Source organism: Nocardia mangyaensis (genome assembly GCF_001886715.1).
Classification (GTDB): Bacteria; Actinomycetota; Actinomycetes; order Mycobacteriales; family Mycobacteriaceae; genus Nocardia; species Nocardia mangyaensis.
The window spans coordinates 610,277-631,722 of the sequence record NZ_CP018082.1; the positions used below are offsets into that span (position 1 = coordinate 610,277).

The window sequence follows — 21,446 nt, forward strand, 5'->3', positions numbered from 1 at the left end:
GCATCAGCTCGTGGTCGGATTGCACGAGAAGTAGTTTACCCGGTCTCCCAGGGAAATGGGCAAGCCCCCTCGACCAGGGGGTAGATCACACTGTCAGCGGCTCGAGCGCGGTGCGCAGATCGCTCGCCTTCGGGACGCCGGAGATGCGGAAGCGTTCCTTGCCCTCGGCGTCGAAGACGAAGGTGGTCGGCAGCGAGAGGACATTGAGCTCGCGGGCCAGGGCGGGATCGGCGTCGATGTCGATCTCGATGTCGCGCGGGGCGTTCGGGGAGCCGGACAGTTCGGCGGTGACCCCGGCGACGACGCGGCGCACCGCGTCACAGGGGCCGCACCAGTCGGCCGAGAAGTGCAGCACCGCGGGAGCGGCACCGGTGACTCCGGCGGCGCCGAGCAGGCGGGCGCGCTGTTCGGTCCGCGGGTCGAGAGTGGCCTCGCGGACCTGGCCCTGATTGCGCCGCAACAGCAGGCCCACCACGAGGGCGGCCAGCACGGTGACGGCGAGGATGACGACTTCGATCATGGTTGCTGCAATCGGTCCAGGTCGATGGTGACGTTGCGGCCGATGCCCTCGACGACGATGTGTCCGCCGAGCGCCGACACCTCGGTCGGCGTGACACCGAACGGCAACTCCTTGGTATCGATGGTACGGCTGAATCGCGCGAGCACCGCCTCGCGATCGGCCTCGGGGACCTCGGACTCCTTGGCCGTCGACACGTCGGTGGGGCCGCCGTCGCGGTCGTGGTAGAAGCCGGTCGCCTGGATGCGGATCAGGTCACCGTCGAGCAGCAGTTCCGCCTGGACCCGCACGGGTATCCGCTTGCTGGTGCTCGACGGGATGACACCCGCGGCCAGAACGCGCCCGTTCGCCGCGGTCGACAGCGTGCCGGTGAGCACGAGTCCGCCCGCTGTCGTCATGCCGGAGCCGCCGGAGCCGCCGGTGCCGTCGGACTTGTCCGCGGGGCGGGTGTGAACCTGAAGGTCGGGGATGCCGAAGAGCATGCCCAGTTCGGTGGGCTCGATCCGCATGCGGGCGTCGACCCGTTCGACCTGCACGCTGCCCGCGGTGCCGTCGAGCAGCCTGCTCACGGGGGCGTGCAGGCCGTTGAGGGAGGCTTCGATACCGATCTCGCCGGGAATGTCGGGGCGCATGCTGCGCGCGCGGATCGTCACGCCGTCGTAGCGGCCGCTCATCGCCTGGGCGGTGAACGGGAAACCGTGGAAGGTCACTTCGGGGTCGGCCGACAGCTCGGCTCCGGCTCGCAGCTGCCGCGAGACGTGATATTCCGTGTAGGCGGCGGCGCCGAAATCGATGACCACCGCCAAACCGGCCAGGCACAACAGCCCGATGATCAGCTTGCGCATGCTGAGACAGTAGCGGCTGGTGCCGCTCCTTCGTCGCGCCCTCCGGTCAGTCCAGAAGCGGGACGGCCCGCGACCGAAGGATATTCGCAACACAGACGCCTTGTGACACCCCCATGTTGCGAGGTCATGCCTTCTTAGGGGCTAATGTTGCACACGACTTACCTGTGTTTCGGCGACGTAGCTACGCGGCTGCTGTCGTCCGCGGAGCCACGAGATAGGAGGAGAGCCCGGTGGAGCTGCTCCTACTGACCTCCGACCCCAACCCGGATGCGGTGCTGCCATCGTTGTCGCTGCTCGCGCACAACGTCCGGCCCGCGCCGACCGAGGTGTCGTCCCTGCTGGAGGCGGGTAGCGCGGATGTCGCGCTGGTCGACGCCAGAACCGACCTGGCGGCTGCCCGTGGTCTGTGCAGGCTGCTCGGCAGCACCGGTTCCTCGGTGCCGGTCGTGGCCGTGCTCACCGAAGGCGGCCTGGTCGCGGTGAACGCGGACTGGGGCCTGGACGACATCCTGCTGCCCGGCACCGGGCCCGCCGAGCTCGACGCGCGACTGCGGCTGCTCGTCGGCCGCAACGGTGGCGTGGCCAGCCCGGAGAACACCGGCAAGATCACCCTGGGTGAGCTGGTGATCGACGAGGGCACCTATACCGCGCGGCTGCGCGGTCGCCCGCTCGACCTCACCTACAAGGAATTCGAGCTGCTCAAGTACCTCGCCCAGCACGCGGGCCGGGTGTTCACCCGCGCCCAGCTGCTGCAGGAGGTGTGGGGCTATGACTTCTTCGGCGGCACCCGCACCGTCGACGTGCACGTGCGGCGCCTGCGCGCCAAGCTGGGCAGCGAGTACGAATCGCTGATCGGGACCGTGCGCAATGTCGGGTACAAGGCGGTGCGCCCGGCCAGGACGGCCGCGGCCAAGGGCGAGGCGGTGACCTTCGCCGACGACGATGCCGAGGGCGAAGACGCATCGCTGGCGCCGGTCAACGGCACCGCACCGCAGCAGTAGTCGCGGCCCGAGCGCGCGGATCGAGGAGGACGGCTGATGCCGGACGCAGCAACCCTGACCTGGACCGAGCGGGTCGAGCCGTCGGCTGCTGAGCAGGTCCGCGCGTTGCTCGGCCGCGCCCGCGCCGCCGATGGCGTCGCGCCGGTCTCCGAGCAGGCGGTGCTCTCGCTGGCCGAGGCCGACCCGTCGACCAGGCATCTGCTGGCCGAACGGGCGGGCGAGTTGGTCGGCTACGCGAATCTCGCTGCCGCGCACGACGATCATCCCGCGATGGCCGAAGTCGCCGTCGACCCGTCCGCCCGCGGTGCCGGTGTCGGCACCGAGCTGGTCCGGGCCGCGCTGGCCGAGGGTGGTCCGGGCGCCCGGGTGTGGGCCCACGGTGACCTGCCCGCGGCCAAGGCGCTCGCGGCGGAGCTCGGGCTGGCCACGGCGCGGGAATTGTGGCAGATGCGCCGCTCGCTCGCGACTCCTGAGCTACCGGAACTGGCGGTGCCCGACGGCCTGGTCCTGCGCGCCTACGCCGGGCCCGCCGACGACGCCGAACTGTTGCGGGTGAACAACGCGGCCTTCTCCTGGCACCCTGAACAGGGCGGGTGGACCGAGCGCGACATCGCCGCGCGCCGCGACGAGTCCTGGTTCGATTCGAACGGCCTCTTCCTCGCCTTCGAGGCCGACGATCCGACCCGATTGCTGGGCTTTCACTGGACCAAGGCCCACCCTGACGCCGCGCCGGCGGGTGAGGTGTACGTGGTCGGCATCGATCCGGCGGCGCAGGGGCGTGGCCTGGGCCGACTGCTGACCCTGGCCGGACTGCGGTACCTGCGCGACACCGGATCGTCGGAGGTGTTGCTCTACACCGAGGCCGACAACCAGGCCGCGGTGCACACCTACACGCGGCTCGGGTTCACCCCGGCGCACATCGACGTCGCCTACGCGCTGCCCTGAGCGGCGGTGCGAGGCATCTCACATCCCGCTGTGTAGCTCCGGCGTCGCTGAACGGCATGCCGCCGACCGGCTACTTTCGAGTAAAACTGGGGCAAACGTCACATATACCGCCCCAATCGCGCCGGGCTGTTCATTCTCCGTTAACCCGCGTCGGGCCAACTGTCAACCGGGTGAACCTACGTTACTTCTGGGCGGCACTGATCGCCGCCTGCGTGCACGCGTCGAGTGGCGCTGCGCACTGCCCAGCTCGCCCGGGCCGGTGAGGGACCGAGCGAGTCACCCCAGTTTCGTCGGAGGAAAAGTGAACTTCAAGCGCACCAGTGCCCTGGTCGGCGTCTTCGCCGCGGGCGCGTTGTCCCTGACCGCCTGTGGCAGCGACGAGAACGCGAGTGACAACGGCTTCACCGCCAACGCCACCGTCGAGTGCGGCGGCAAGGACGCCCTGAAGGCCAGCGGTTCCTCGGCGCAGAAGAACGCCATGGAGCGCTTCGTCGCCGCCTACGAGGCCAACTGCGACGGCCACACCCTGAACTACACCTCGAGTGGCTCGGGCGCGGGCGTCAGCGAGTTCATCGGTGGTCAGACCGACTTCGGTGGCTCCGACTCCCCGCTCAAGGCCAGCAAGGACGAGCCGGCCAAGGCGCAGGAACGCTGCGACAGCCCGGCGTGGAACCTGCCGACGGTCTTCGGTCCGATCGCGCTCACCTACAACCTCGACGGTGTGACCGACCTGGTCCTCGACGGCCCGACCGCCGCCAAGGTCTTCAGCGGTGCGGTCACCACCTGGGACGCCCCTGAGATCAAGGCACTCAACCCCGACGCGGCGCTGCCCGCCGCGCCGATCGCCGTGATCTTCCGTTCCGACGAGTCGGGCACCACCGACAACTTCCAGCTCTACCTCGACGCCGCCTCCGATGGCGCGTGGGGCAAGGGCGGCGGCAAGACCTTCAACGGTGGCGTCGGCGAGGGCGCCAAGGGCAACGAGGGCACCTCGGCCGCGGTGAAGAACACCCCGAACGCGATCACCTACAACGAGTGGTCCTTCGCCAAGGCGCAGAACCTGTCGATCGCCGAGATCATCACCTCCGCGTCCGACGAGCCGGTGGCGCTGACCAGCGAGACCGCGGGCAAGGCCATCGACTCCGCCAAGATCATGGGCGAGGGCAACGACCTCATCCTCGATGTCAGCTCGTTCTACATGCCGACCGAGACCGGCGCGTACCCGATCGTCATGCCGACCTACGAGATCGTGTGCTCGAAGTACGCCGACGCCGAGACCGCGACCGCCGTCAAGGCGTTCCTGACCTCGGCACTCTCCAACGGTCAGGAAGGCCTGGAAGACGCCGGCTACATCGCGATCCCGGAGAAGTTCAAGACCAAGCTGACCACCGCGATCGACGCCATCTCCTGATCGCTTAGTAGGCCATGACCATGCACCCTGAGGTGACCGCGGCGGGCTCGTCGGATTCGACGAGCCCGCGGGCGGCCGGAGATACTGCGACTATGCCGACCGAACCGAAAACCGACAAGGCCCCGGACTCGGGTCGCGTCAGCCGCCTGAACGCCGAGACGATCTTTCGGTGGGCGGCCACCGCGGCGGGCGCGACGATCGTCGCGGCCATCGCGTTGATCGCCTTGTTCCTGCTGATCCGCGCGGTTCCCTCGCTCAGGGCTGACGAGGTCAACTTCTTCACCAGTACCGAATTCTCCACCGGCGATGCCGACAACCTACGCTTCGGTATCCGTGACCTGTTCATGGTCACGGTGCTCAGCTCGGTGTTCGCGCTCGTCGTCGCGGTGCCGATCGGTGTCGGCATCGCCCTGTTCCTGACCCATTACGCGCCGTCGCGGCTCGGCAAGCCGTTCACGATGCTGGTCGACCTGCTCGCCGCGGTGCCCTCGATCGTGTTCGGTCTGTGGGGCTTCCTGGTGCTGGCGCCGCAGATCTCGCCGGTTCAGCAGTTCCTCAACGACAACCTCGGCTGGTTCTTCCTGTTCTCCGAGGGCAATGTCTCGATCGGCGGCGGCGGCACCATCTTCACCGCCGGTGTGGTGCTCGCGGTGATGATCCTGCCGATCATCACCTCGGTGTCGCGTGAGGTGTTCGCACTGACACCGCGTGCCCATATCGAGGCGGCGCAGGCGCTCGGCGCCACCAAATGGGAAGTCGTACAGATGACCGTCCTTCCCTACGGGCGCAGCGGCGTGATCGCCGGTTCCATGCTCGGCCTCGGCCGAGCGCTCGGCGAGACGATCGCGGTGCTCGTTGTGCTGCGTACCGCGACCGTGCCGGGTGAATGGTCGCTGTTCGACGGTGGCTACACCTTCGCCTCCAAGATCGCTTCGGCGGCTGCGGAGTTCAGTCAGCCGTTGCCGACCGGTGCCTACATCGCCGCCGGCTTCGTCCTCTTCGCGCTGACCTTCGTCGTCAACGCGCTGGCCCGCTTGGCTTCCGGCGGAAAGGTGAACGGCTGATGGCCACCACAACGACCCTCGACAAGCCGCTCAAGGCGCCGACGTTTCGGCATGTCAGCAAGAGTCGGCGGATCAAGAACAACGCCGCGACCGGCGTGGTCACCGCCTGCTTCCTGATCGCGCTGATCCCGCTGGTGTGGGTGCTCGGCCTGGTGATCACCAAGGGCATCAGCTCGATCGTGTCGGCCGACTGGTGGTTCTTCTCGCAGATGGGTGTGCTGCCGGATCAGTCCGGTGGCGGTGTGTACCACGCGATCTACGGCACCATCGTGCAGGCCGCGGTCGCCTCGGTCATCGCGGTGCCGCTGGGCATCATGGCCGCGGTCTTCTTGGTCGAGTACGGCCGTGGCCGACTGGCCAAGGTCACCACCTTCATGGTCGACATCCTCGCCGGTGTGCCCTCGATCGTGGCCGCGCTGTTCATCTTCGCGCTGTGGATCGCCACCCTCGGCATGCCGCAGAGCTCCTTCGCCGTCTCGCTGGCGCTGGTGCTGCTGATGCTGCCGGTGGTCGTGCGCAGCACCGAGGAAATGCTCAAGCTGGTGCCCGACGAACTGCGTGAGGCGTCCTACGCGCTCGGTGTGCCCAAGTGGAAGACCATCCTGCGGATCGTCATCCCGACCGCCGCTCCCGGCATGATCAGCGGCATCTTGCTCGCGCTGGCTCGCGTGATGGGTGAGACCGCGCCCGTGCTGGTGCTCGTCGGCTACTCGAAGTCGATCAACCAGGACATCTTCAACGGCAACATGGCCTCGCTGCCGCTGATGATCTACCAAGAGCTGGCCAACCCGGAGCCCGCGGGCCGCGCACGTGTCTGGGGTGCGGCGCTCACCCTGATCCTGCTCATCGCGTTGCTGTACCTGGCCGCGGCCGGCGTCAACAAGCTGCTCACCCGGAACCGATAGAAGCGAACGGAAGACTCCCATGGCCAAGCGGATCGACGTCAAAGATCTCAACATCTATTACGGCAGCTTCCACGCCGTGTCGGACGTGGACCTGACCGTCCTGCCGCGCAGTGTCACCGCCTTCATCGGTCCCTCCGGTTGCGGTAAGTCCACCGTGCTGCGCTCGCTCAACCGGATGCACGAGGTGACCCCGAATGCCCGGGTCGAGGGCGCGGTGCTGCTCGACGGCGAGGACATCTACGGTTCGGCGATCGACCCGGTCGGCGTGCGACGCACCATCGGCATGGTGTTCCAGCGTCCGAACCCGTTCCCCACCATGTCGATCAAGGACAACGTGGTGGCCGGGCTCAAGCTGCAGGGTGTGCGCAACAAGAAGGAACTCGACGAGGTCGCCGAGCGCTCGCTCAAGGGCTCCAACCTCTGGAACGAGGTCAAGGACCGGCTCGACAAGCCCGGCGGCAGCCTCTCCGGTGGTCAGCAGCAGCGCCTGTGCATCGCCCGCGCCATCGCGGTCTCGCCCGACGTGCTGCTGATGGACGAGCCCTGTTCGGCGCTGGACCCGATCTCCACCCTGGCGATCGAGGACCTGATCACCGAACTCAAGAAAGAGTTCACCATCGTCATCGTCACCCACAACATGCAGCAGGCCGCACGCGTGAGTGACCAGACCGGCTTCTTCAATCTCGAGACCCAGGGCAAGCCCGGCAGGCTCATCGAGATCGACGACACCGAGAAGATCTTCTCCAACCCGGCCCAGCGCGCCACCGAGGACTACATCTCCGGCCGCTTCGGCTAGCAGCAACTCGAGCAACGAACGGCCCCCGTGCGAAATATCGCACGGGGGCCGTTCGCTATTGCGATGCCACGGCTTTCGCCGACGCCGTGGACCGACCACGTTCCCCGCGCGCCGGTCCGTACACGGGGAACGCAACAGCGGTCAGCTGGTTTCGAGATCCTTGTCGGCGGGGAGGACGCCGGTCACCAGGAAGATGACTCGGCGGCCGATCTCGACGGCGTGGTCGGCGAAGCGCTCGTAGTAGCGGCCCAGCAGGGTGACGTCGACGGCGTGTGCGACGCCGTACTGCCACTCGCGGTCCATCAGGAGGGTGAACAGGTGGCGGTGGAGGTCGTCCATCGCCTCGTCGTCCTGGTTCAGCTGGGCGGCGCGCTCGGGATCGCGGGTCTCGAGCACCTCCTTGGCGCCGGCGCCCATGCTGACCGCGATCCGGCCCATCTCGGCGAAGTAGCCGTTGACCGATTCGGGCAGGGCGTGGGCGGGATGGCGACGACGGGTGACCTTGGCGACATGCAGGGCCAGCGCGCCCATCCGGTTCACGTCGTTGACGATCTGGATCGCGCTCACCACCTGGCGCAGATCGCCCGCGACGGGCGCCTGCAGCGCGAGCAGCGCGAAAGCCTTCTCCTCGGCCTCGGCGATCATCACCGAGATCCGATCCTGCTCACCGATGACCTGCTCGGCCAAGGCCAGGTCGGCCTGCAGCAGCGACTGGGTGGCCTGTTCCATGGCCTGGCCAGCGAGACCGGCCATCTCGCCCAGGAGGTTGGCGAGATCGGCCATTTGCTCGTTGTAGATGACACGCATGATTGCAGACACTAGTGGGTACTCCGACCGCTGTCACCCAACGTTGGGTTAATGCCACATGGCAGTGTCGTGGCAGCTCAGAGCGGTCGCTACTGGCAGGTGTCGTCCGCGGCGTTCATGTGCTCGAGATCCGAGGGCAGCGCGATCGGCCCGGCGCTGTGCGGCTCGCCGATCGGCACGTTCGGCAGCGGCTCGCCGATCCCGGTCGCGGTGCGCACGACGCCGTCGTAGTCGGAGCCGAGTACCACCTCGACGATGCTGCCGAGTTCGTCGGCCTGCTCGAGGCTCGCGCCACGGATGGTGCTGGCGACCGTGGCGGCCTCGGCCTCGTGACCAGCCGCGAAGCGGACCTTCGACGACTCGACGGTGCCGCCCGCGTAATTGCCGGTGCTATAGATCTGGAAGCCCTGGTTGCTGAGTCTGGTCGTGGCGGCGTAGGCCGCGCCCGACTGCATCGAGCCATTGGAGACCAGCAGCGACACCGTGCTCGGCGATACCGCGTACTGCGTCGGCGGTGTGGTCGGCGGGCTGGAGTTCGGGCTCACCACTTCGGGGGCCTTGGTCTCGCCGGGCAGCGGCTGATCGTCGATGATCGCGCGGAAAATGGCCTTGATGTCGGTCTCGCGCGGGATCTCGTTGCCGTAGGAGGTGGTGCCCGCGGTCGGGATGGTCAAGAAGGTGACCGCGCCCGCGTCCATCTTCTGCAGTGAACGGCCGAGCAGCAGCAGGTCCTGCGGGGTCACCCGGTCGACGAAGGTGTGTTTGGTGAACTCCTGGATGAAGCCGTTGAGCGTGCCCGGATCGAAGAGCACCCGGCTCGACAGCGTGCTGCGCAGCAGCGAGGCGAGGAAGCGCTGCTGTCGGTTGATTCGGTCGTAGTCGCTGCGTTCCTCACCGACCACATGTCGCGCGCGCACATAGTTGAGTGCCGTCTTGCCGTCGACCCGCTGCTTGCCCGAGGTCTCCAACACGGTGCCCAGCACCCCGTCGATGATCGGCTTGGTCGAGCACACCTCGACATCGCCGATCTGGTCGACCATCGCCTCGAAACCGGCGAAGTCGATACCGATGAAGTGGCCGATGTTGAGGCCCGACATCTTGCGGACCACGTCCACCAGGCAGCGCGGCCCGCCGAGGGCGTACACCGCGTTGAGCTTGTCGCCCATCGCCGAGGGGAACTTCTGGTCGGTGTAGGTGGCCTGGTCGTTGTCCCAACCGGCGCACTGCGGACGCGTGACGTCGAGATCGCGCGGGAACGACACGACCACTACCCGGGAGCGGTTCTGCGGGATGTGCACCAGCATCACCGTGTCGGCGCGAGCGCCCTCGGCGTCCGCGACGGTGCCCGCTCCCACCTCGGCATTCGCGCCCGCCCTGGTATCGGTGCCGACGATCAGGTAGTTCTCGTCGCCGAGCTGCATGTCACCGTCGAGCACGTCCGCCACGTCGCCGTCGAGCGCGGAGACCTGGGTGAAGGCATTGCCGGTGGCGCGCAGGTAACTCCAGCCGCCGCCGGTGACGACCAGCGCGAGCACCGCGATGAAGGTGAGCGAGACCCGGCCCGCCATCCGCGCCTGCTTGCGGCGGCGGCCGTCGACATCGGGGCGCCGTGGCGGCGCGGCGGACGCGGTCTTGACCGGCTTGGCCCGCTGGGGCGGGGCGGTGGCGTCGGTGATCGCGGGCAGGATGTCGGTGACCGGATCGGGATCGCGGCCGCTGACGGGCAGCGCGGTCGTCGCGGTGCGGTCGGCGGGCGAGGGGGCCGAGCCCGCGATGTCGCCGACGACCGGGGAGGCCGCGGCGCGAGGGGCGACATCGGGTCGTGGGGTGGGGCGCGGGGCCTGCTCGCGGGCGCGGCGGCCGGCGCGGGAGGCAGGGTCCGGCTCGGGGCCCTTGGTGCGGCGACCGCGTCGGGTCCGCTCGCTGTCGACCCGGTCGACCAGGTCCTGCACGGTCAGCGGCGCGGCGTTGGGGTCCTGTGCGGAGTCCGCGTGCCGGGAACGCCGTGATCCGGTCTCCGGCTGCTCGGTGGGCTCGGCCGTCGGATAGCGCTCCCAGGGGGCGCGACCTCCGGGCCGGGGCGTACGCCCGCGCCGATCGTCACCCACCAACGAACCTCACTTCTCTAGCTGCCGCAGCATGCGCGTCATCGTCCGGCGCCGAGTCGAATCGGAGTCGAACGATGTCCGCAATGATAACGATTCCGCCACGAGTGGCCACTCCTGTGCACAGTAGATTCGCCGACGATCTGTTTGCGAAGCTCTGACCGGCGCCGGAGCGCCCGGTCTGTGCGCGGTGTTCAGCCGCCGCTGTGCATCACATCGGCGGCGGCGGGGACGGTGTCGTCCTCCGGGTCGTCGAGCCAGCCCTCGGGCAGCACGACCTTGGTCTGCGGCGAGCCCTGGCGCCCGCGCGGGCCGAGCGCGTCGGTGGGGAAGGGGACGGTCGGGTCGAGTTGGCCGACGAGGTCCTCGATCTGGGCGAGCCGGGAGACGGTGGCGAAGCTGCGGCGCAGCTGCGAGCCGACCGGGAAACCCATCAGATACCAGGCCATGTGCTTGCGGATGTCACGCATGGCCTTGTCCTCGCCGTCGTGCTCGGTGAGCAGGGCGGCGTGGCGCACCAGGATCTCACCGACCCGGCCCAGCGTCGGACCGTCGGGAATCGGTTCGCCGCGCAGCGCTGCGCTGAGTTCGGCGAACAGCCAGGGGCGGCCGAGACAGCCGCGGCCGACGACGACGCCGTCACAGCCGGTCTCGCGCATCATCCGCAGGGCGTCCTCGGCGGTGAAGATGTCACCGTTGCCGAGCACGGGGATGGTGGTGACGGCTTCCTTGAGCCGGGCGATGGCCGACCAGTCGGCCGCGCCGGAGTAGAGCTGGGCCGCGGTGCGCGCGTGCAAGGCCACCGCGGCGGCGCCCTCGGCCTCGGCGATGCGGCCGGTGTCGAGATAGGTGTGGTGGTCGTCGTCGATGCCGATGCGGAACTTGAAGGTCACCGGAACACCGGCCGGTTCGGCCGCCGCGACCATCTCGCGGACGATGTTGGCGAACAGCCTGCGCTTGTAGGGGAGCGCGGAGCCGCCGCCGAGCCGGGTCACCTTGCGGACCGGGCAGCCGAGGTTGAGGTCGATGTGGTCGGCCCAGCCCTCGCCGACGATGATGCGCACCGCCTCGCCGAGGGTCTTGGGATCGACGCCGTAGAGCTGCATCGAGCGGGGATGCTCATCGGCGTCGAACGACATCATGTGCAGCGTCTTCTCGTTGCGCTCGACCACCGCCCGGGCGGTGATCATCTCGCAGACGTAGATGGAGGTGGCGCTGCCGAACTCTCGGCACAGTTTCCGGAAGGCCTGGTTGGTGATGCCCGCCATGGGTGCGAGCACAACTGGCGGATCGACCGCGTAGGGCCCGATCCGCAGCGCCGTCGGGGCCTGGGGCATCGTGATGGTCACGCACGCCATTGTCTCATCGCACGAGGTCGCGGCCCAAAACACCCGGGTGCCGCCGGTCACTGTGATCGATATCGCCCCTTACGTGTATCGCATGGTTACAGCATCATTGTGACGTGGAAAGGTGAGCAACGCCGCAGCATCCGCTCGACGGTGTGCGGTCGGGGGTCGCCAGCTCAGTACCCTGTGATTGCTGGCACCGCCGCCTCCGGCGGTGCGCTGTCCCCACGCAATCGGAGAAGACCACCCATGGCCGAACCCACCGACGACGCCACCGACCTGACGAAGACCACCGCCGAACCGGCCCCCGCGCAGAAGGGCACGGTCGCGGTGCGAGTCTCGTCGCTGATCGGCGGTGCCGCGATCGCGGTACTCGCGATCGTCGCCATCGTGCTCGGCGTGCTGCTCGGTTCGGCTCGCTCGCAGATCTCCGACACCGAGGCACAGGCCGCCGACGACGCCAAGGTCGAGCAGATCGCCCTCGACTACGCGGTCGGCTCGGCGACGCTGAACTACCAGGACGTCAACGCCTGGGTGGCCAACCTCAAGGCCGGCACCTCGCCGGAGCTCTCGGGCAAGTTCGAGGCCACCGGCGCCAAGCTCGAGCAGATCATCATCCCGCTCGAGTGGACCTCCTCGGCGACCCCGATCACCGCGAAGGTGATGTCGCGGGAGGGTGCGGCCTACCAGGTGGCCGCCTTCGTCGACGTGAGCACCACCAATGCGCAGAACCCCGACGGCCTGCGCAACACGGTCACCTACAACATCACCGTCGACGCGGGCCAGGACTGGAAGATCACCGACGTCGGCAGCGCCGACGGCACCCTGCCGATCAAGTAGCCCGCAGCCGAAAGCGCCGCCCACCGGAATCCGGTGGGCGGCGCCGTGTCGTCGAGAACTAGACGGAGGCCATCTCGCGCTTCTTCGCCTCGCGGGCGAGGCTGCGGTCGCGCTGCTCCTCGAACTTGATCACGTCCTGGCTCAGCTTCTCCAGGAAGCCGGCCAGGCGCTCACGGGTGGCCTCACCGCGGGCGGTGAAGTCGGTGCGCTCGAAGACGTTCCACTTCTTGAGCACCGGCTGCACGACCTCTTCGAGGTGCTGGCGCAGGTCGTAGATGCCGTGCTTGGCCATCAGCACGCCGTTGCGGCGGAAGTTCGGCATCCCGGCGCCGGGCATCTGGAAGTTCTCCACGATCAGCGAGATCGCTTCGATCGTCTGATCGGGGGACAGGTCCATCGCCGCGCCGCACAGGTTGCGGTAGAAGATCATGTGCAGGTTCTCGTCGGCGGCGACGCGCTGCAGCATGCGATCGGCGATCGGGTCGTCGCAGACCTTGCCGGTGTTGCGGTGGCTCACGCGGGTGGCGAGTTCCTGGAAGGTCACGTACGCGACCGAGTGCAGGAAGCCCGCGTCGACCTCGGCGGGCGAGGCGAACCCGTTGGTCATGTGGATCATCCTGGCCTCTTCGAGGGCCACCGGATCCACGCCACGGGTGACGACCAGGTAATCGCGCATCACGATGCCGTGCCGGTTCTCCTCGGCGGTCCAGCGACCGACCCAGGTGCCCCAGGCGCCGTCCTGGGAGAAGTTCTCGGCGATCTCACGGTGATAGGACGGCAGATTGTCCTCGGTGAGCAGATTGGTGATCATCGCCGCCTTGGCGACCTCGTTGAGCGAGGACTGCTCGGGATCCCAATCGATGCCGCCCATGGCGGCGAAGTTGCGACCCTCGTCCCACGGGACGTAGTCGTGCGGATGCCATTCCTTGGCCAGTGACAGGTGCCGGTTGACGTTTTCTTCGGCAACCGGCTCCAACTCGGTGAGTAGTTCGAGTTGAGTCAGATCCCTTGCCATGTAAAAACCCTTCGCTGTCGTCTTGCGGTCGTACGTCGCGATGCGGCCATACCTTACGGCACCGTAGGTGTGATGCGAAACGCAACGGAGCGGATTTCCAGCGAAGTTGAGCAACGCCACAACGCCGGAATCAGCCGCTAGGTCTTGCTGACGAGTCTAGGCGTACGGCCCGCAGCGTAGGGACTATCGCTGCGGGCCGCGCGGTGTTAGCGGTGACGCGCCGCGACCTTCAGCGCTTGCCGCCGAGCAGGCCGCCGAGGACGCTGCCCAACGCCCCGCCCGCGTTCTTCGACAGCGCCTCGCCGATCGCGCCGCCGATCCCGCCGCTGTTGCTGCTGCCGCCGAGCAGGCCGCCCAGCAGATCGCCGAGTCCGCCCGAGGACTGCGGCTGTGCCTGTGGTGCCGGTGCGGCCGCGCCGCCACCGGTGAGCTGCTTGGCGAGGTAGGCGAGCACGATCGGGGCCAGGATCGGCAGCAGCTTGGCGACCAGGTCGTTGCCGCCGGTGCTCTCGGTGGCGCCGAGGGCGCTGATCACCGTGTTCTTCTCCTCGCCGAAGACGTTGTCGACGATCTTCTCGCCGTCGGCCACGTCCACCTGGCCCAGATCGACCGAGCCCGAGCCCTCGACGAGACCGCCGTGGTGGTCGAGCGCGCCGAGCAGGGAGGCCGCGCCCTGCGGTTGGGCCGCATTGGCCTGCAGGCCGCCGAGCAGGGTCGGCAGCGCGGCCTGTACTGCGGTGGTGGCCGTCGCCTGGTCGACGCCGAGTGAGTCGGCGATCTGGGCGATCGGCACTTGGGAGAGCAAATCATCGAAGGAAGTCATCGGCTCCACCTGATAGAGGTCGTGCCCGGTGAGTGCCCGGGTCGCGCTCAGGGTAGGTGAATCGATCCGGAATCCGGGGGTTTCGGCGGCGTCTGCCGGTGGCGCGTCGCCACGTGAGGCTGGTCACGTGGCCTGCTCGGTGCCCCCTGTAGGACTCGAACCTACGACCTAGTGATTAAAAGTCACCAGCTCTACCAACTGAGCTAAAGGGGCGCGGTGGGCAGTCTAGCGGACACCTCCCCGTGGGGCCGAACAGCCGTCTCGACCGGGGCGGTCGCAGACTGGATCGGCCCTGGTCGCCCCGGTAACGAAGTCGGTGGAGTCCGCGATTGCCGGTAAACAGCTGGTGCCCAGCATCGTTCACACTTCCCGTTTCGGGCGGGTATCGAATACTGTTGTATCGCAACAGCTTTCGACGAACAGGGATGTGTGACGGATGAGGTGGTCCGATCCGGGCGCCGGTCTCGCGACCGTTCGGCGAATCCCGGCGGTCGTGGACGGGGATTCCTCGGCCGGTCAACCGGGCTGTGCGAGTGGAGAATTCGTAGCCGATGAAACCATTTCGGTTGCGCCCCGTTTGCTGCGTTGGATAACCGCGCCGGATGTTCGGACAGGTGCTTCATTCGCCGCATGTCGGCTCTGGAATGCGGGTACGGTGATCGCCTGGTGAATTTCGGGACAATCGCCGGTGCTGCGTATTCCGACGCGCCGGTGCCGAGTGCGGTGTCGCGGAATTCATCGGGAGTTCGCAGTGCCGGGGTGATCGTGAAGGGTGCGCGAACTCTCGGCAAAGGGGTAGGCGCCGCAGGAGGAGGCGGTTCTCGCAGGGCAACCGGCCGGTGGGGTACCGGTCACGTTGAAACCACTATTCGCGCCACCGGTCGATTGTTGATCGATGGCGGCGAGAAGGTTCGGAGGCGTTTCGAGCATGGCACGGCAACAAGAGCGGGCGCGCCGGACACGCGCGGCGATCATCAAATCCGCGGCCGTCGAGTTCGGGAAGAGCGGATATGCCGCGGCATCGCTCAACCGGATCCTGGAGGGCTCCCGCGCGACCAAGGGGGCGATGTACTTCCACTTCGATTCCAAGGAGGATCTGGCGCGCGCGGTGCTCGAGACCGCGGTCGAGCGGTATCGCCTCTGCGCGGAACGCTGGCTGGCGCGCACCGATCTCGGTCCGCTCGACGTCCTGCACGGGATGGTCGATGAGATCGCGCTCCGGCTCGAGCACGACACCATCGTGCAGGCGGAGTACCGGCTGGTGATCGAACCCGACTTCCATCGGGACACGGGCAACGGCGGCGGGCGGATCGTCGGCCGGGCCACCCGGGTGCTCGCGGTGCGCGCGATCGATCACGGCCAGCTGCGCGCCGACGCCGACCCGGATCGCTTCACCCGCACTCTGTCGGCGGCGCTGGCGGGCCAGCGCTACCTGGTCGACCCGATCGCCAACGGTTCGGCCGCGGATCTGCGCGCGCGCTTCGCCGAAGTGCTCGAGGTGATCGTCGAGGCGATGGCCACTCCGCTGTGGATCCAGAGCTTCCGCGCCGACGGCTGGCGCGCCCAAGCCCGTCTCGATGACCTCGGTTTGGGTGTGTGACCAGTCGATTTGGCAGACTGCGCACACCTGTCATAAGCTATGCGAGCTCCCAACGGAAACGTTGAAAGCCGGTCCGGAGAGATCCGGGACGAGCCCCCTTCGTCTAGCGGCCTAGGACGCCGCCCTTTCAAGGCGGTAGCGCGGGTTCGAATCCCGTAGGGGGTACAGTCCTCGGACTGTGTAGCAGTACAGCAAGGCCCTGTGGCGCAGTTGGTTAGCGCGCCGCCCTGTCACGGCGGAGGTCGCGGGTTCGAGTCCCGTCAGGGTCGCAAGTCAGCGCTGGAGCAATCCGGCGCTTCGCGTATGGCATTCAGTACGGGTGCCTGCGGCCAGGTAGCTCAGTTGGTACGAGCGTCCGCCTGAAAAGCGGAAGGTCGCCGGTTCGATCCCGGCCCTGGCCACCACAAAAGACCAGCCCTGCGGCTGGTCTTTTCGCATGCTGGCAGCAGCATGCAGCAAGGCCCTGTGGCGCAGTTGGTTAGCGCGCCGCCCTGTCACGGCGGAGGTCGCGGGTTCGAGTCCCGTCAGGGTCGCAGCGAAGTCCCCTCACCATTCGGTCGAGGGGACTTCGGCGTTTCCGCGTCAGCGGTGGTCGATGCTGGTGATGCGGTAGCGGCCGTCGACGACTTCGGTGGTGCGCATGGTCTGGTGGATCTTCTCGACGGCGGAGTCGCCGGGCCACTGCTGGTGGACGGTGACGTGCCAGATGGTCGGGTCGGCGGAGTCGCCGCGGGTGATGTGGATGCAGTACTTGACGCCGAGGGGGAAGGTCTCGATGCCCGCGGCGAGGGCGGCCTCGTCGCCGACATGGGCGTCGTCGGTGACGTAGGTGCGTGCCTTGGCCGCGTCCCGATCGACGTAGTAGCTGTATTCGAAGCCGAGGATGGCGCCCTGCGGGGTCGCGGTGTCGCCACGTTCGGCGCTGATGGTGATGGAGTCGCCGCGGAACTCCTCGCAGCCGGTGAGGGCGTGCGCGGGCAGCGGGGGCGTACTGGTCGCGGTGGAAGCCGTTGTGCGGGAACCGGGTACAACGGCCTGCTTGGCCTGCGCGGCCTCGTCACCGGGCCCGAGGAAGATGTTGGCGGCCAGGCCGAGCGCGACGACGAACACGAGTGCGCCGACGATGCCCTTCACCGCGGCCGCGGCCTTGGTCCGGCTGCCGCTGTCGTCGTAGCGCTCGTCGTCGTATTTCTTGCGTGGCCGCCGCGCGATCGGGCCGCCGCCGCCGAAGTCCTTGAGGCGCGGCAGCACCGGCATCTCCACGCGGTCGCCGCTCTGCTCGGTGGCGGTGTTGGTGGCCCAGTCGTTCCAGTCGACATCGTCACCGCGGGTGGGTTCGGCGGCCGGGGTGACCTCGTTCCAGTCGTTCCAGTCGCCGGTGAAGCCGTCGTCGTCGGCACCGCGGTAGACCGGTGTGGGAGGAGTGGGCGGCGGAGGTGTCCGATTGTCGAAGGGCTCCGGTTCCGGCGGCGGCCAGATCTCCGGATTCGTGCCGATCGTCTGCGGTTCGGCCTCGCGCCGCCGTCTGCGCCGCCGCTTGCCCTGCGGGCGGCGACGAGACGGCGACGCGTCGTCCGGCGACGAGAAATAGGCCCCGAACGGATTGTCCATCCCGTGTCCTACGCGTTCGCCGGGACGACTCCCGGCTGACCGTGCCGCGGCGCGGCCGAGGGCCGCTCGGTCTCCTGATCCTGCTGCGGGCGGGCCGCGGGGGGAATCACCCCGCCCTGGACCGCTGGCGGTTGCTGCTGGGTGGGTGCCTGCAATGGCGGGCTCGGAGTCGGTTGCGGCGGTTCGACCCTCGGTGCCTGAGCGGCGGGCGCCGGGGCCGCCGGAGCGGCCGGAGCCGCAGTTTCCGGCTTCGTCGAGGCACCACCACCGGTGGTCGGGCCACTGAGTCCGGCGAAGGGTCCGCCGCCGCCGTTCGTGGCCGGCGGCGTGGTGGTGCCGGGTGTGGTCGCCGCGGGGATGGTCGCGCCGTTCTCCGCGCCGGTGACACCCGCGGCGAGCGTGTCGATCCCGGTGGCGGCCAGGTCGGCGCCCGCGTCGATGCCGTGCATCGCGACCTCGGCGATCTTGTCGATCAAGTGCGTGCCGAACTGGACCCCGGCATCGATGGCGGCGGTGCCGAGGGAGACCCCTCCGTTGATCAGTGCCTTCTGCAGCGCGATCTGCGCGTCGGCGGCGGGATCGCCGGTGGTGGTGGTCGTCGCGCCGAGATCGGCGTAGGTGTCGGTGCCACCCCGGCCGAGCACGTAGACCCCCGGGGCGACCTCGGTGGCGCCGCCGGGCACGGTGACGCCGTTGGTCCCGCCGAGATCGCTGGTGAGGCCCCTGGTGTCGCGGGTGTACTGGTCCATGTCGGTGCTGGCAGTGCCGACCACGCCGACGGCCTCGGAGATGGCCTCCTCGGCCAGCGCCACGATCGCGTCCAGGTTGTTGCCGTTCACCGCGGGAGCGGCGGCCTTGGCCTTGGCCCGGAAGTCGGCGATGATCGCGTCGACCTTGGCGGCGGCGCTCGCCTGGGTCGAATGCGCCTGGCCGAGCAGGGTGCTCAGCCGTTGGCCGCGATCGGCCGCCGCCGATACTTCGGTGGCGGTTCGGCGCAGGGCCGGTGTCGCGGGTGCGGCGGTCGCGGTCGACTCGAGGGCGTGCAGCCCGAGCCGGTGTGGGTCCTCGGTCGCCGTGGTCGCGTTCGACGCCGAGGTCAGCGCGGCGACGACCGTGGGATCGGGATCGGCGGAGGTGTTGGTGCCGAGCGATTTACGCAGCTCGAGCAGCGGCACCTCGAGCAGCGCGACCACCGGCGCGATCTTGGCCTCGGCCTCGGCCGGGGTGATCGTGCTCAGCGTGGTCTCGGTGACCAGTGATCGGGCCATCAGGCCACCTCGCTCTCGGCCGCGGCCAGCGCGTCCGCGACACCGGTGTCGATCCCGGTGACGGTGGCGCCGAAGCGGTTCAGGATGTCCTGGTAGGCGGTGACGAGATTGCCCGCCGTGCTCAATGTCGACGCGTGCTCGCCCGCGGCCTGCGCCCAGGCCGCGGCGAACTCGCGACCGAGCACGCCGAGCCCCGACAGGTCGACTCCGGCCGCGGTGTTCGTGTCGATCGCCGCGGTACCGAGTAATTCCGAAACCCGGGCTGCTGCACGCTGATAAGCGTCGAGCGCTGACGGGTCGAATGACATTTCTGCCATGACGTCTTCCCCTTCACGATCGCGAGTGCCCTCACTCCCGGCAGGAAAAGCGTAACCACCGCGGCGCGTTCATGGGGAAGACCAGGACTCTTTTCTGGCCAGAAGGGTGCGCGAGTGCCGCCGGGTAGGGTCATTCCAGTCATGGGTTCCCTGTTGCTCGCGTTGTTCGGCTTCGCGCTGCTGGACGCGCTCGACGTGCTGATGGTGGCGATCACCACCGCTGTCATCGCGGACAGTCGGCTGGCTCGGCGATCGCCGGTGGTCGGTGGGCTCAGCCTGCTCGGGGGCGTCTTCGTCGTTTCGGTCGCCTTCGGTATCTGTACGGTGCTCGGGATCGATTTCCTGGTTCGGCTGGTCGACTTCGAGCTGACGCCTGCCCTGCGGTACTGGGGGGAGCTGCTGATCGGTCTCCTCCTGATCGGGGCCGCCGCGCTGCCGACCGGCACGACGACGTCCACCGGCCGTCGCTGGGTGCGGCCGGTGCGCGAGAAGCCATGGCTCATGGGTGTGCTCGGCGGCACCATCGGCCTGGTGAAGATGCCGACCTCGGTGCCGTACCTGGCGGCCTTGGCGCTGCTGTCGGCGCAACGTCCGCTGCCGGTGGGGTGGCCGTTGCTCGTGGCCGCCTACTGCGCGATCGCCCTGCTCCTTCCGCTGCTCGTGCTGGTGCTGGCCCTGCGCAACACCCCGCGTGCGCGCCGGGTGTACCGCGTGCTCGTGCGGGGCGTCACCCGCTATGGGCCGCGCACGATCCGGGTGCTTTTCGTCGTGTTCGGCCTCGTGCTCGTGGTCGACGCGCTGGTCCACGGCGGTGAGCTGTGGTGAGCGGCCCGCCCGGCCGCTCAGGAACCCGTCAGGTGGATCGAGTACCGTCATCACGAATCGATGACGTGCCACGGCGCCCACATGGTGGGACGCCGGGCGATACCAGGTGAGCAGGGAGGGCGACCCTTGAGGGTTACCGTTGTTGTGCCGACCTACAACGAGCGGGAAAATCTGCCGGTGGCGGTGGAACGGCTGACGGCGCTGCCGGTGTCCGATCTGCACGTGCTGGTGGTGGACGACAACTCACCCGATGGTACGGGCGAGGTGGCCGACAAGCTGGCCGCCGAGCTGCCGAACGTGGTGAGTGTGTTGCATCGCACCGAGAAGGACGGCCTGGGCCGCGCCTACATCGCCGGCATCACCCAGGCACTGGCCGACGGTGCCGATGTGGTGATCCAGATGGACGCCGACCTCTCGCACCCGGCCGAGGTGATCCCGGCCATGCTCGAGCAGCTCGGCTCCGAGGATGTCGGCGTGGTACTCGGCTCCCGCTACGTGCCCGGCGGCTCGACCGCCGAGGAGTGGAAGTGGTACCGCAAGGCCCTCTCGGCCTGGGCCAACTTCTACGTGAACATGATCCTGCGGCTCGGGGTGAAGGACGCCACCGCCGGTTTCAAGGCGTGGAAGGCCGACACCCTGCGCGCGATCGACGTCGCCTCGATCCGCAGCAACGGCTACTCGTTCCAGGTCGAGATGAACTACCGCGCGATCAAGCGGGGTTACACCCTCGCCGAGGTGCCGATCCGCTTCGAGGAGCGCACCGTCGGCGCCTCGAAGATGAGCCTGAAGGTGCAGCTGGAGTCGGCGCTGATGCCGTGGAAGCTGCTGTTCGGCCGCTCGGTCTAGCCACGACACGACGATGGCCCCGCCGCAATCCGGCGGGGCCATCGGTCGTTTCCGGGGTCACTGCGTGGTGATGCTGCGTCGCACCCCCTCCAGCGCGACCACGATGACCGGAACCAGCACCACGTGCATCACCGACAGGGCGACGGTGGTGGCGGCGTCGAAGCCCGCGGTCAGGGTCAGGCCGATGGTCGCGATCGACAGCACCGAGCCGACGACCTCGGCGACCCGCAGTACGCCGCTCCACCGGTAGGCGATCAGCACCGCGATGGTCAGGCCGATCAGCAGCGGCACCGCCGACAGGATGATCACCCCACCGGGCGCCACATCGGTGACGGTCTCCCCGTCGACCACGGTGAACGACCCGCCGGCGGCGGCGCCGATGCCCCAGACGATCAGATTCAGGATGACCGCGGCGACCACGCCGCCCAGCACGGCGACGGGCCGGGTCAGCGCGGGCAGCGAACGGACGGTGGTGGTTTCGGCGATGGTGCTCATGATGTTCTCCCTCATTCGGTGGTGAGACAATCATGGAACCTAAACAAAACTTTAGGTCAAGCGT

General features: G+C 68.4%; 21 protein-coding genes and 5 tRNA genes. 14 read left to right on the top strand and 12 right to left on the bottom strand.

Annotated elements, in window-relative coordinates:
* Positions 1-85: 85 nt before the first annotated feature.
* Positions 86-520 carry a thioredoxin family protein gene (locus BOX37_RS02840; protein ID WP_071926208.1) on the bottom strand — a complete coding sequence of 145 codons (435 nt, stop codon included), beginning with the start codon at positions 518-520 and terminating at the stop codon, positions 86-88.
* Positions 517-1,362, bottom strand: a complete 846-nt coding sequence (locus tag BOX37_RS02845) for an LmeA family phospholipid-binding protein (RefSeq protein WP_071926210.1) — start codon at positions 1,360-1,362, stop codon at positions 517-519. The genes BOX37_RS02840 and BOX37_RS02845 overlap by 4 nt, the downstream gene beginning before the upstream one ends.
* 230 nt (positions 1,363-1,592) lie before the next feature.
* Between BOX37_RS02845 and BOX37_RS02850 the strand changes: the two genes are divergently transcribed.
* From BOX37_RS02850 to pstB, 6 genes are all read left to right on the top strand, one after another.
* Positions 1,593-2,363, top strand: a complete 771-nt coding sequence (locus tag BOX37_RS02850; RefSeq protein ID WP_071926213.1) for a winged helix-turn-helix transcriptional regulator — start codon at positions 1,593-1,595, stop codon at positions 2,361-2,363.
* A 36-nt stretch (positions 2,364-2,399) separates the two neighbouring features.
* A complete protein-coding gene (mshD, locus tag BOX37_RS02855; RefSeq protein ID WP_071926214.1) occupies positions 2,400-3,308 on the top strand; it encodes a mycothiol synthase in 909 nt (302 codons plus the stop codon).
* 301 nt (positions 3,309-3,609) lie between these two features.
* On the top strand, positions 3,610-4,719 hold the full coding sequence (pstS, locus tag BOX37_RS02860; RefSeq protein WP_071926217.1) for a phosphate ABC transporter substrate-binding protein PstS: 1,110 nt from the start codon (positions 3,610-3,612) through the stop codon (positions 4,717-4,719).
* A gap of 92 nt (positions 4,720-4,811) precedes the next feature.
* Entirely contained in the window at positions 4,812-5,783 is a 972-nt protein-coding gene (gene pstC, locus BOX37_RS02865) for a phosphate ABC transporter permease subunit PstC (protein ID WP_240505180.1), read from the top strand.
* Entirely contained in the window at positions 5,783-6,688 is a 906-nt protein-coding gene (pstA, locus tag BOX37_RS02870) for a phosphate ABC transporter permease PstA (RefSeq protein WP_071926221.1), read from the top strand. The genes pstC and pstA overlap by 1 nt, the downstream gene beginning before the upstream one ends.
* A 19-nt stretch (positions 6,689-6,707) precedes the next feature.
* A complete protein-coding gene (gene pstB / locus BOX37_RS02875; RefSeq protein ID WP_071926223.1) occupies positions 6,708-7,484 on the top strand; it encodes a phosphate ABC transporter ATP-binding protein PstB in 777 nt (258 codons plus the stop codon).
* Positions 7,485-7,625: 141 nt separating this feature from the next.
* Here the strand turns inward: pstB and phoU are convergent, their stop codons facing one another.
* The 3 genes from phoU to dusB all read right to left on the bottom strand — a co-directional run bounded on the left by phoU (position 7,626) and on the right by dusB (position 11,754).
* Positions 7,626-8,291 carry a phosphate signaling complex protein PhoU gene (gene phoU, locus BOX37_RS02880; RefSeq protein ID WP_071926224.1) on the bottom strand — a complete coding sequence of 222 codons (666 nt, stop codon included), beginning with the start codon at positions 8,289-8,291 and terminating at the stop codon, positions 7,626-7,628.
* An 89-nt stretch (positions 8,292-8,380) separates the two neighbouring features.
* Positions 8,381-10,399 (bottom strand): LCP family protein, encoded by a 2,019-nt coding sequence (locus BOX37_RS02885; protein WP_071926226.1) that lies wholly within the window; start codon positions 10,397-10,399, stop codon positions 8,381-8,383.
* A 191-nt stretch (positions 10,400-10,590) separates the two neighbouring features.
* Positions 10,591-11,754, bottom strand: coding sequence for a tRNA dihydrouridine synthase DusB (gene dusB, locus BOX37_RS02890; RefSeq protein ID WP_071931136.1), 1,164 nt, complete (start codon positions 11,752-11,754; stop codon positions 10,591-10,593).
* 237 nt (positions 11,755-11,991) lie between these two features.
* Here dusB and BOX37_RS02895 point away from each other — a divergent pair, with 237 nt between their 5' ends.
* Complete coding sequence (locus BOX37_RS02895) at positions 11,992-12,582, top strand: hypothetical protein (RefSeq protein WP_071926227.1); 591 nt, start codon at positions 11,992-11,994, stop codon at positions 12,580-12,582.
* Positions 12,583-12,640: 58 nt separating this feature from the next.
* Here the strand turns inward: BOX37_RS02895 and BOX37_RS02900 are convergent, their stop codons facing one another.
* From BOX37_RS02900 to BOX37_RS02910, 3 genes are all read right to left on the bottom strand, one after another.
* Positions 12,641-13,597, bottom strand: a complete 957-nt coding sequence (locus BOX37_RS02900) for an acyl-ACP desaturase (protein ID WP_071926229.1) — start codon at positions 13,595-13,597, stop codon at positions 12,641-12,643.
* 229 nt (positions 13,598-13,826) lie between these two features.
* Positions 13,827-14,420 carry a DUF937 domain-containing protein gene (locus BOX37_RS02905; protein ID WP_071931137.1) on the bottom strand — a complete coding sequence of 198 codons (594 nt, stop codon included), beginning with the start codon at positions 14,418-14,420 and terminating at the stop codon, positions 13,827-13,829.
* A gap of 140 nt (positions 14,421-14,560) precedes the next feature.
* Positions 14,561-14,633, bottom strand: a tRNA-Lys gene (locus tag BOX37_RS02910).
* A 715-nt stretch (positions 14,634-15,348) separates the two neighbouring features.
* Here BOX37_RS02910 and BOX37_RS02915 point away from each other — a divergent pair.
* The 5 genes from BOX37_RS02915 (at position 15,349) to BOX37_RS02935 (ending at position 16,553) form a co-directional block, all read left to right on the top strand.
* On the top strand, positions 15,349-16,020 hold the full coding sequence (locus tag BOX37_RS02915; protein WP_071926232.1) for a TetR family transcriptional regulator: 672 nt from the start codon (positions 15,349-15,351) through the stop codon (positions 16,018-16,020).
* Between the two features lie 92 nt (positions 16,021-16,112).
* Positions 16,113-16,185, top strand: a tRNA-Glu gene (locus BOX37_RS02920).
* Between the two features lie 30 nt (positions 16,186-16,215).
* Positions 16,216-16,289, top strand: a tRNA-Asp gene (locus BOX37_RS02925).
* Between the two features lie 58 nt (positions 16,290-16,347).
* Positions 16,348-16,424 (top strand) — tRNA-Phe (locus BOX37_RS02930).
* A 55-nt stretch (positions 16,425-16,479) separates the two neighbouring features.
* Positions 16,480-16,553 (top strand) — tRNA-Asp (locus BOX37_RS02935).
* 49 nt (positions 16,554-16,602) lie between these two features.
* Here the strand turns inward: BOX37_RS02935 and BOX37_RS02940 are convergent.
* The 3 genes from BOX37_RS02940 to BOX37_RS02950 are packed head-to-tail and all read right to left on the bottom strand — an operon-like array spanning position 16,603 to position 19,216.
* A complete protein-coding gene (locus tag BOX37_RS02940; protein WP_071926233.1) occupies positions 16,603-17,631 on the bottom strand; it encodes a DUF8176 domain-containing protein in 1,029 nt (342 codons plus the stop codon).
* 8 nt (positions 17,632-17,639) lie between these two features.
* On the bottom strand, positions 17,640-18,899 hold the full coding sequence (locus BOX37_RS02945; RefSeq protein ID WP_071926235.1) for a hypothetical protein: 1,260 nt from the start codon (positions 18,897-18,899) through the stop codon (positions 17,640-17,642).
* Positions 18,899-19,216 carry a hypothetical protein gene (locus BOX37_RS02950; RefSeq protein WP_156910246.1) on the bottom strand — a complete coding sequence of 106 codons (318 nt, stop codon included), beginning with the start codon at positions 19,214-19,216 and terminating at the stop codon, positions 18,899-18,901. Before BOX37_RS02950 ends, BOX37_RS02945 begins: the two co-directional genes overlap by 1 nt.
* A gap of 141 nt (positions 19,217-19,357) precedes the next feature.
* On the opposite strand from BOX37_RS02950, the gene BOX37_RS02955 reads away from it, so the two are divergent.
* Together BOX37_RS02955 and BOX37_RS02960 are read left to right on the top strand one after the other, a co-directional pair.
* On the top strand, positions 19,358-20,041 hold the full coding sequence (locus BOX37_RS02955) for a GAP family protein (protein ID WP_071926240.1): 684 nt from the start codon (positions 19,358-19,360) through the stop codon (positions 20,039-20,041).
* 81 nt (positions 20,042-20,122) lie between these two features.
* Entirely contained in the window at positions 20,123-20,887 is a 765-nt protein-coding gene (locus BOX37_RS02960; protein ID WP_206045757.1) for a polyprenol monophosphomannose synthase, read from the top strand.
* Positions 20,888-20,944: 57 nt separating this feature from the next.
* Here the strand turns inward: BOX37_RS02960 and BOX37_RS02965 are convergent, their stop codons facing one another.
* On the bottom strand, positions 20,945-21,382 hold the full coding sequence (locus BOX37_RS02965; protein ID WP_071926243.1) for a DUF6069 family protein: 438 nt from the start codon (positions 21,380-21,382) through the stop codon (positions 20,945-20,947).
* Positions 21,383-21,446 lie beyond the last annotated feature (64 nt).

What these genes read in the sequence shown, in the direction of transcription:
- BOX37_RS02840 (WP_071926208.1), bottom strand. Translation starts at nt 520, where the DNA reads ATGATCGAAGTCGTCATCCTCGCCGTCACCGTGCTGGCCGCCCTCGTG.
- BOX37_RS02845 (WP_071926210.1), bottom strand. Translation starts at nt 1,362, where the DNA reads ATGCGCAAGCTGATCATCGGGCTGTTGTGCCTGGCCGGTTTGGCGGTG.
- mshD (WP_071926214.1), top strand. Translation starts at nt 2,400, where the DNA reads ATGCCGGACGCAGCAACCCTGACCTGGACCGAGCGGGTCGAGCCGTCG.
- pstC (WP_240505180.1), top strand. Translation starts at nt 4,812, where the DNA reads ATGCCGACCGAACCGAAAACCGACAAGGCCCCGGACTCGGGTCGCGTC.
- pstA (WP_071926221.1), top strand. Translation starts at nt 5,783, where the DNA reads ATGGCCACCACAACGACCCTCGACAAGCCGCTCAAGGCGCCGACGTTT.
- pstB (WP_071926223.1), top strand. Translation starts at nt 6,708, where the DNA reads ATGGCCAAGCGGATCGACGTCAAAGATCTCAACATCTATTACGGCAGC.
- phoU (WP_071926224.1), bottom strand. Translation starts at nt 8,291, where the DNA reads ATGCGTGTCATCTACAACGAGCAAATGGCCGATCTCGCCAACCTCCTG.
- dusB (WP_071931136.1), bottom strand. Translation starts at nt 11,754, where the DNA reads ATGGCGTGCGTGACCATCACGATGCCCCAGGCCCCGACGGCGCTGCGG.
- BOX37_RS02895 (WP_071926227.1), top strand. Translation starts at nt 11,992, where the DNA reads ATGGCCGAACCCACCGACGACGCCACCGACCTGACGAAGACCACCGCC.
- BOX37_RS02900 (WP_071926229.1), bottom strand. Translation starts at nt 13,597, where the DNA reads ATGGCAAGGGATCTGACTCAACTCGAACTACTCACCGAGTTGGAGCCG.
- BOX37_RS02905 (WP_071931137.1), bottom strand. Translation starts at nt 14,420, where the DNA reads ATGACTTCCTTCGATGATTTGCTCTCCCAAGTGCCGATCGCCCAGATC.
- BOX37_RS02915 (WP_071926232.1), top strand. Translation starts at nt 15,349, where the DNA reads ATGGCACGGCAACAAGAGCGGGCGCGCCGGACACGCGCGGCGATCATC.
- BOX37_RS02940 (WP_071926233.1), bottom strand. Translation starts at nt 17,631, where the DNA reads ATGGACAATCCGTTCGGGGCCTATTTCTCGTCGCCGGACGACGCGTCG.
- BOX37_RS02945 (WP_071926235.1), bottom strand. Translation starts at nt 18,899, where the DNA reads ATGGCCCGATCACTGGTCACCGAGACCACGCTGAGCACGATCACCCCG.
- BOX37_RS02950 (WP_156910246.1), bottom strand. Translation starts at nt 19,216, where the DNA reads ATGGCAGAAATGTCATTCGACCCGTCAGCGCTCGACGCTTATCAGCGT.
- BOX37_RS02955 (WP_071926240.1), top strand. Translation starts at nt 19,358, where the DNA reads ATGGGTTCCCTGTTGCTCGCGTTGTTCGGCTTCGCGCTGCTGGACGCG.
- BOX37_RS02960 (WP_206045757.1), top strand. Translation starts at nt 20,123, where the DNA reads ATGGTGGGACGCCGGGCGATACCAGGTGAGCAGGGAGGGCGACCCTTG.
- BOX37_RS02965 (WP_071926243.1), bottom strand. Translation starts at nt 21,382, where the DNA reads ATGAGCACCATCGCCGAAACCACCACCGTCCGTTCGCTGCCCGCGCTG.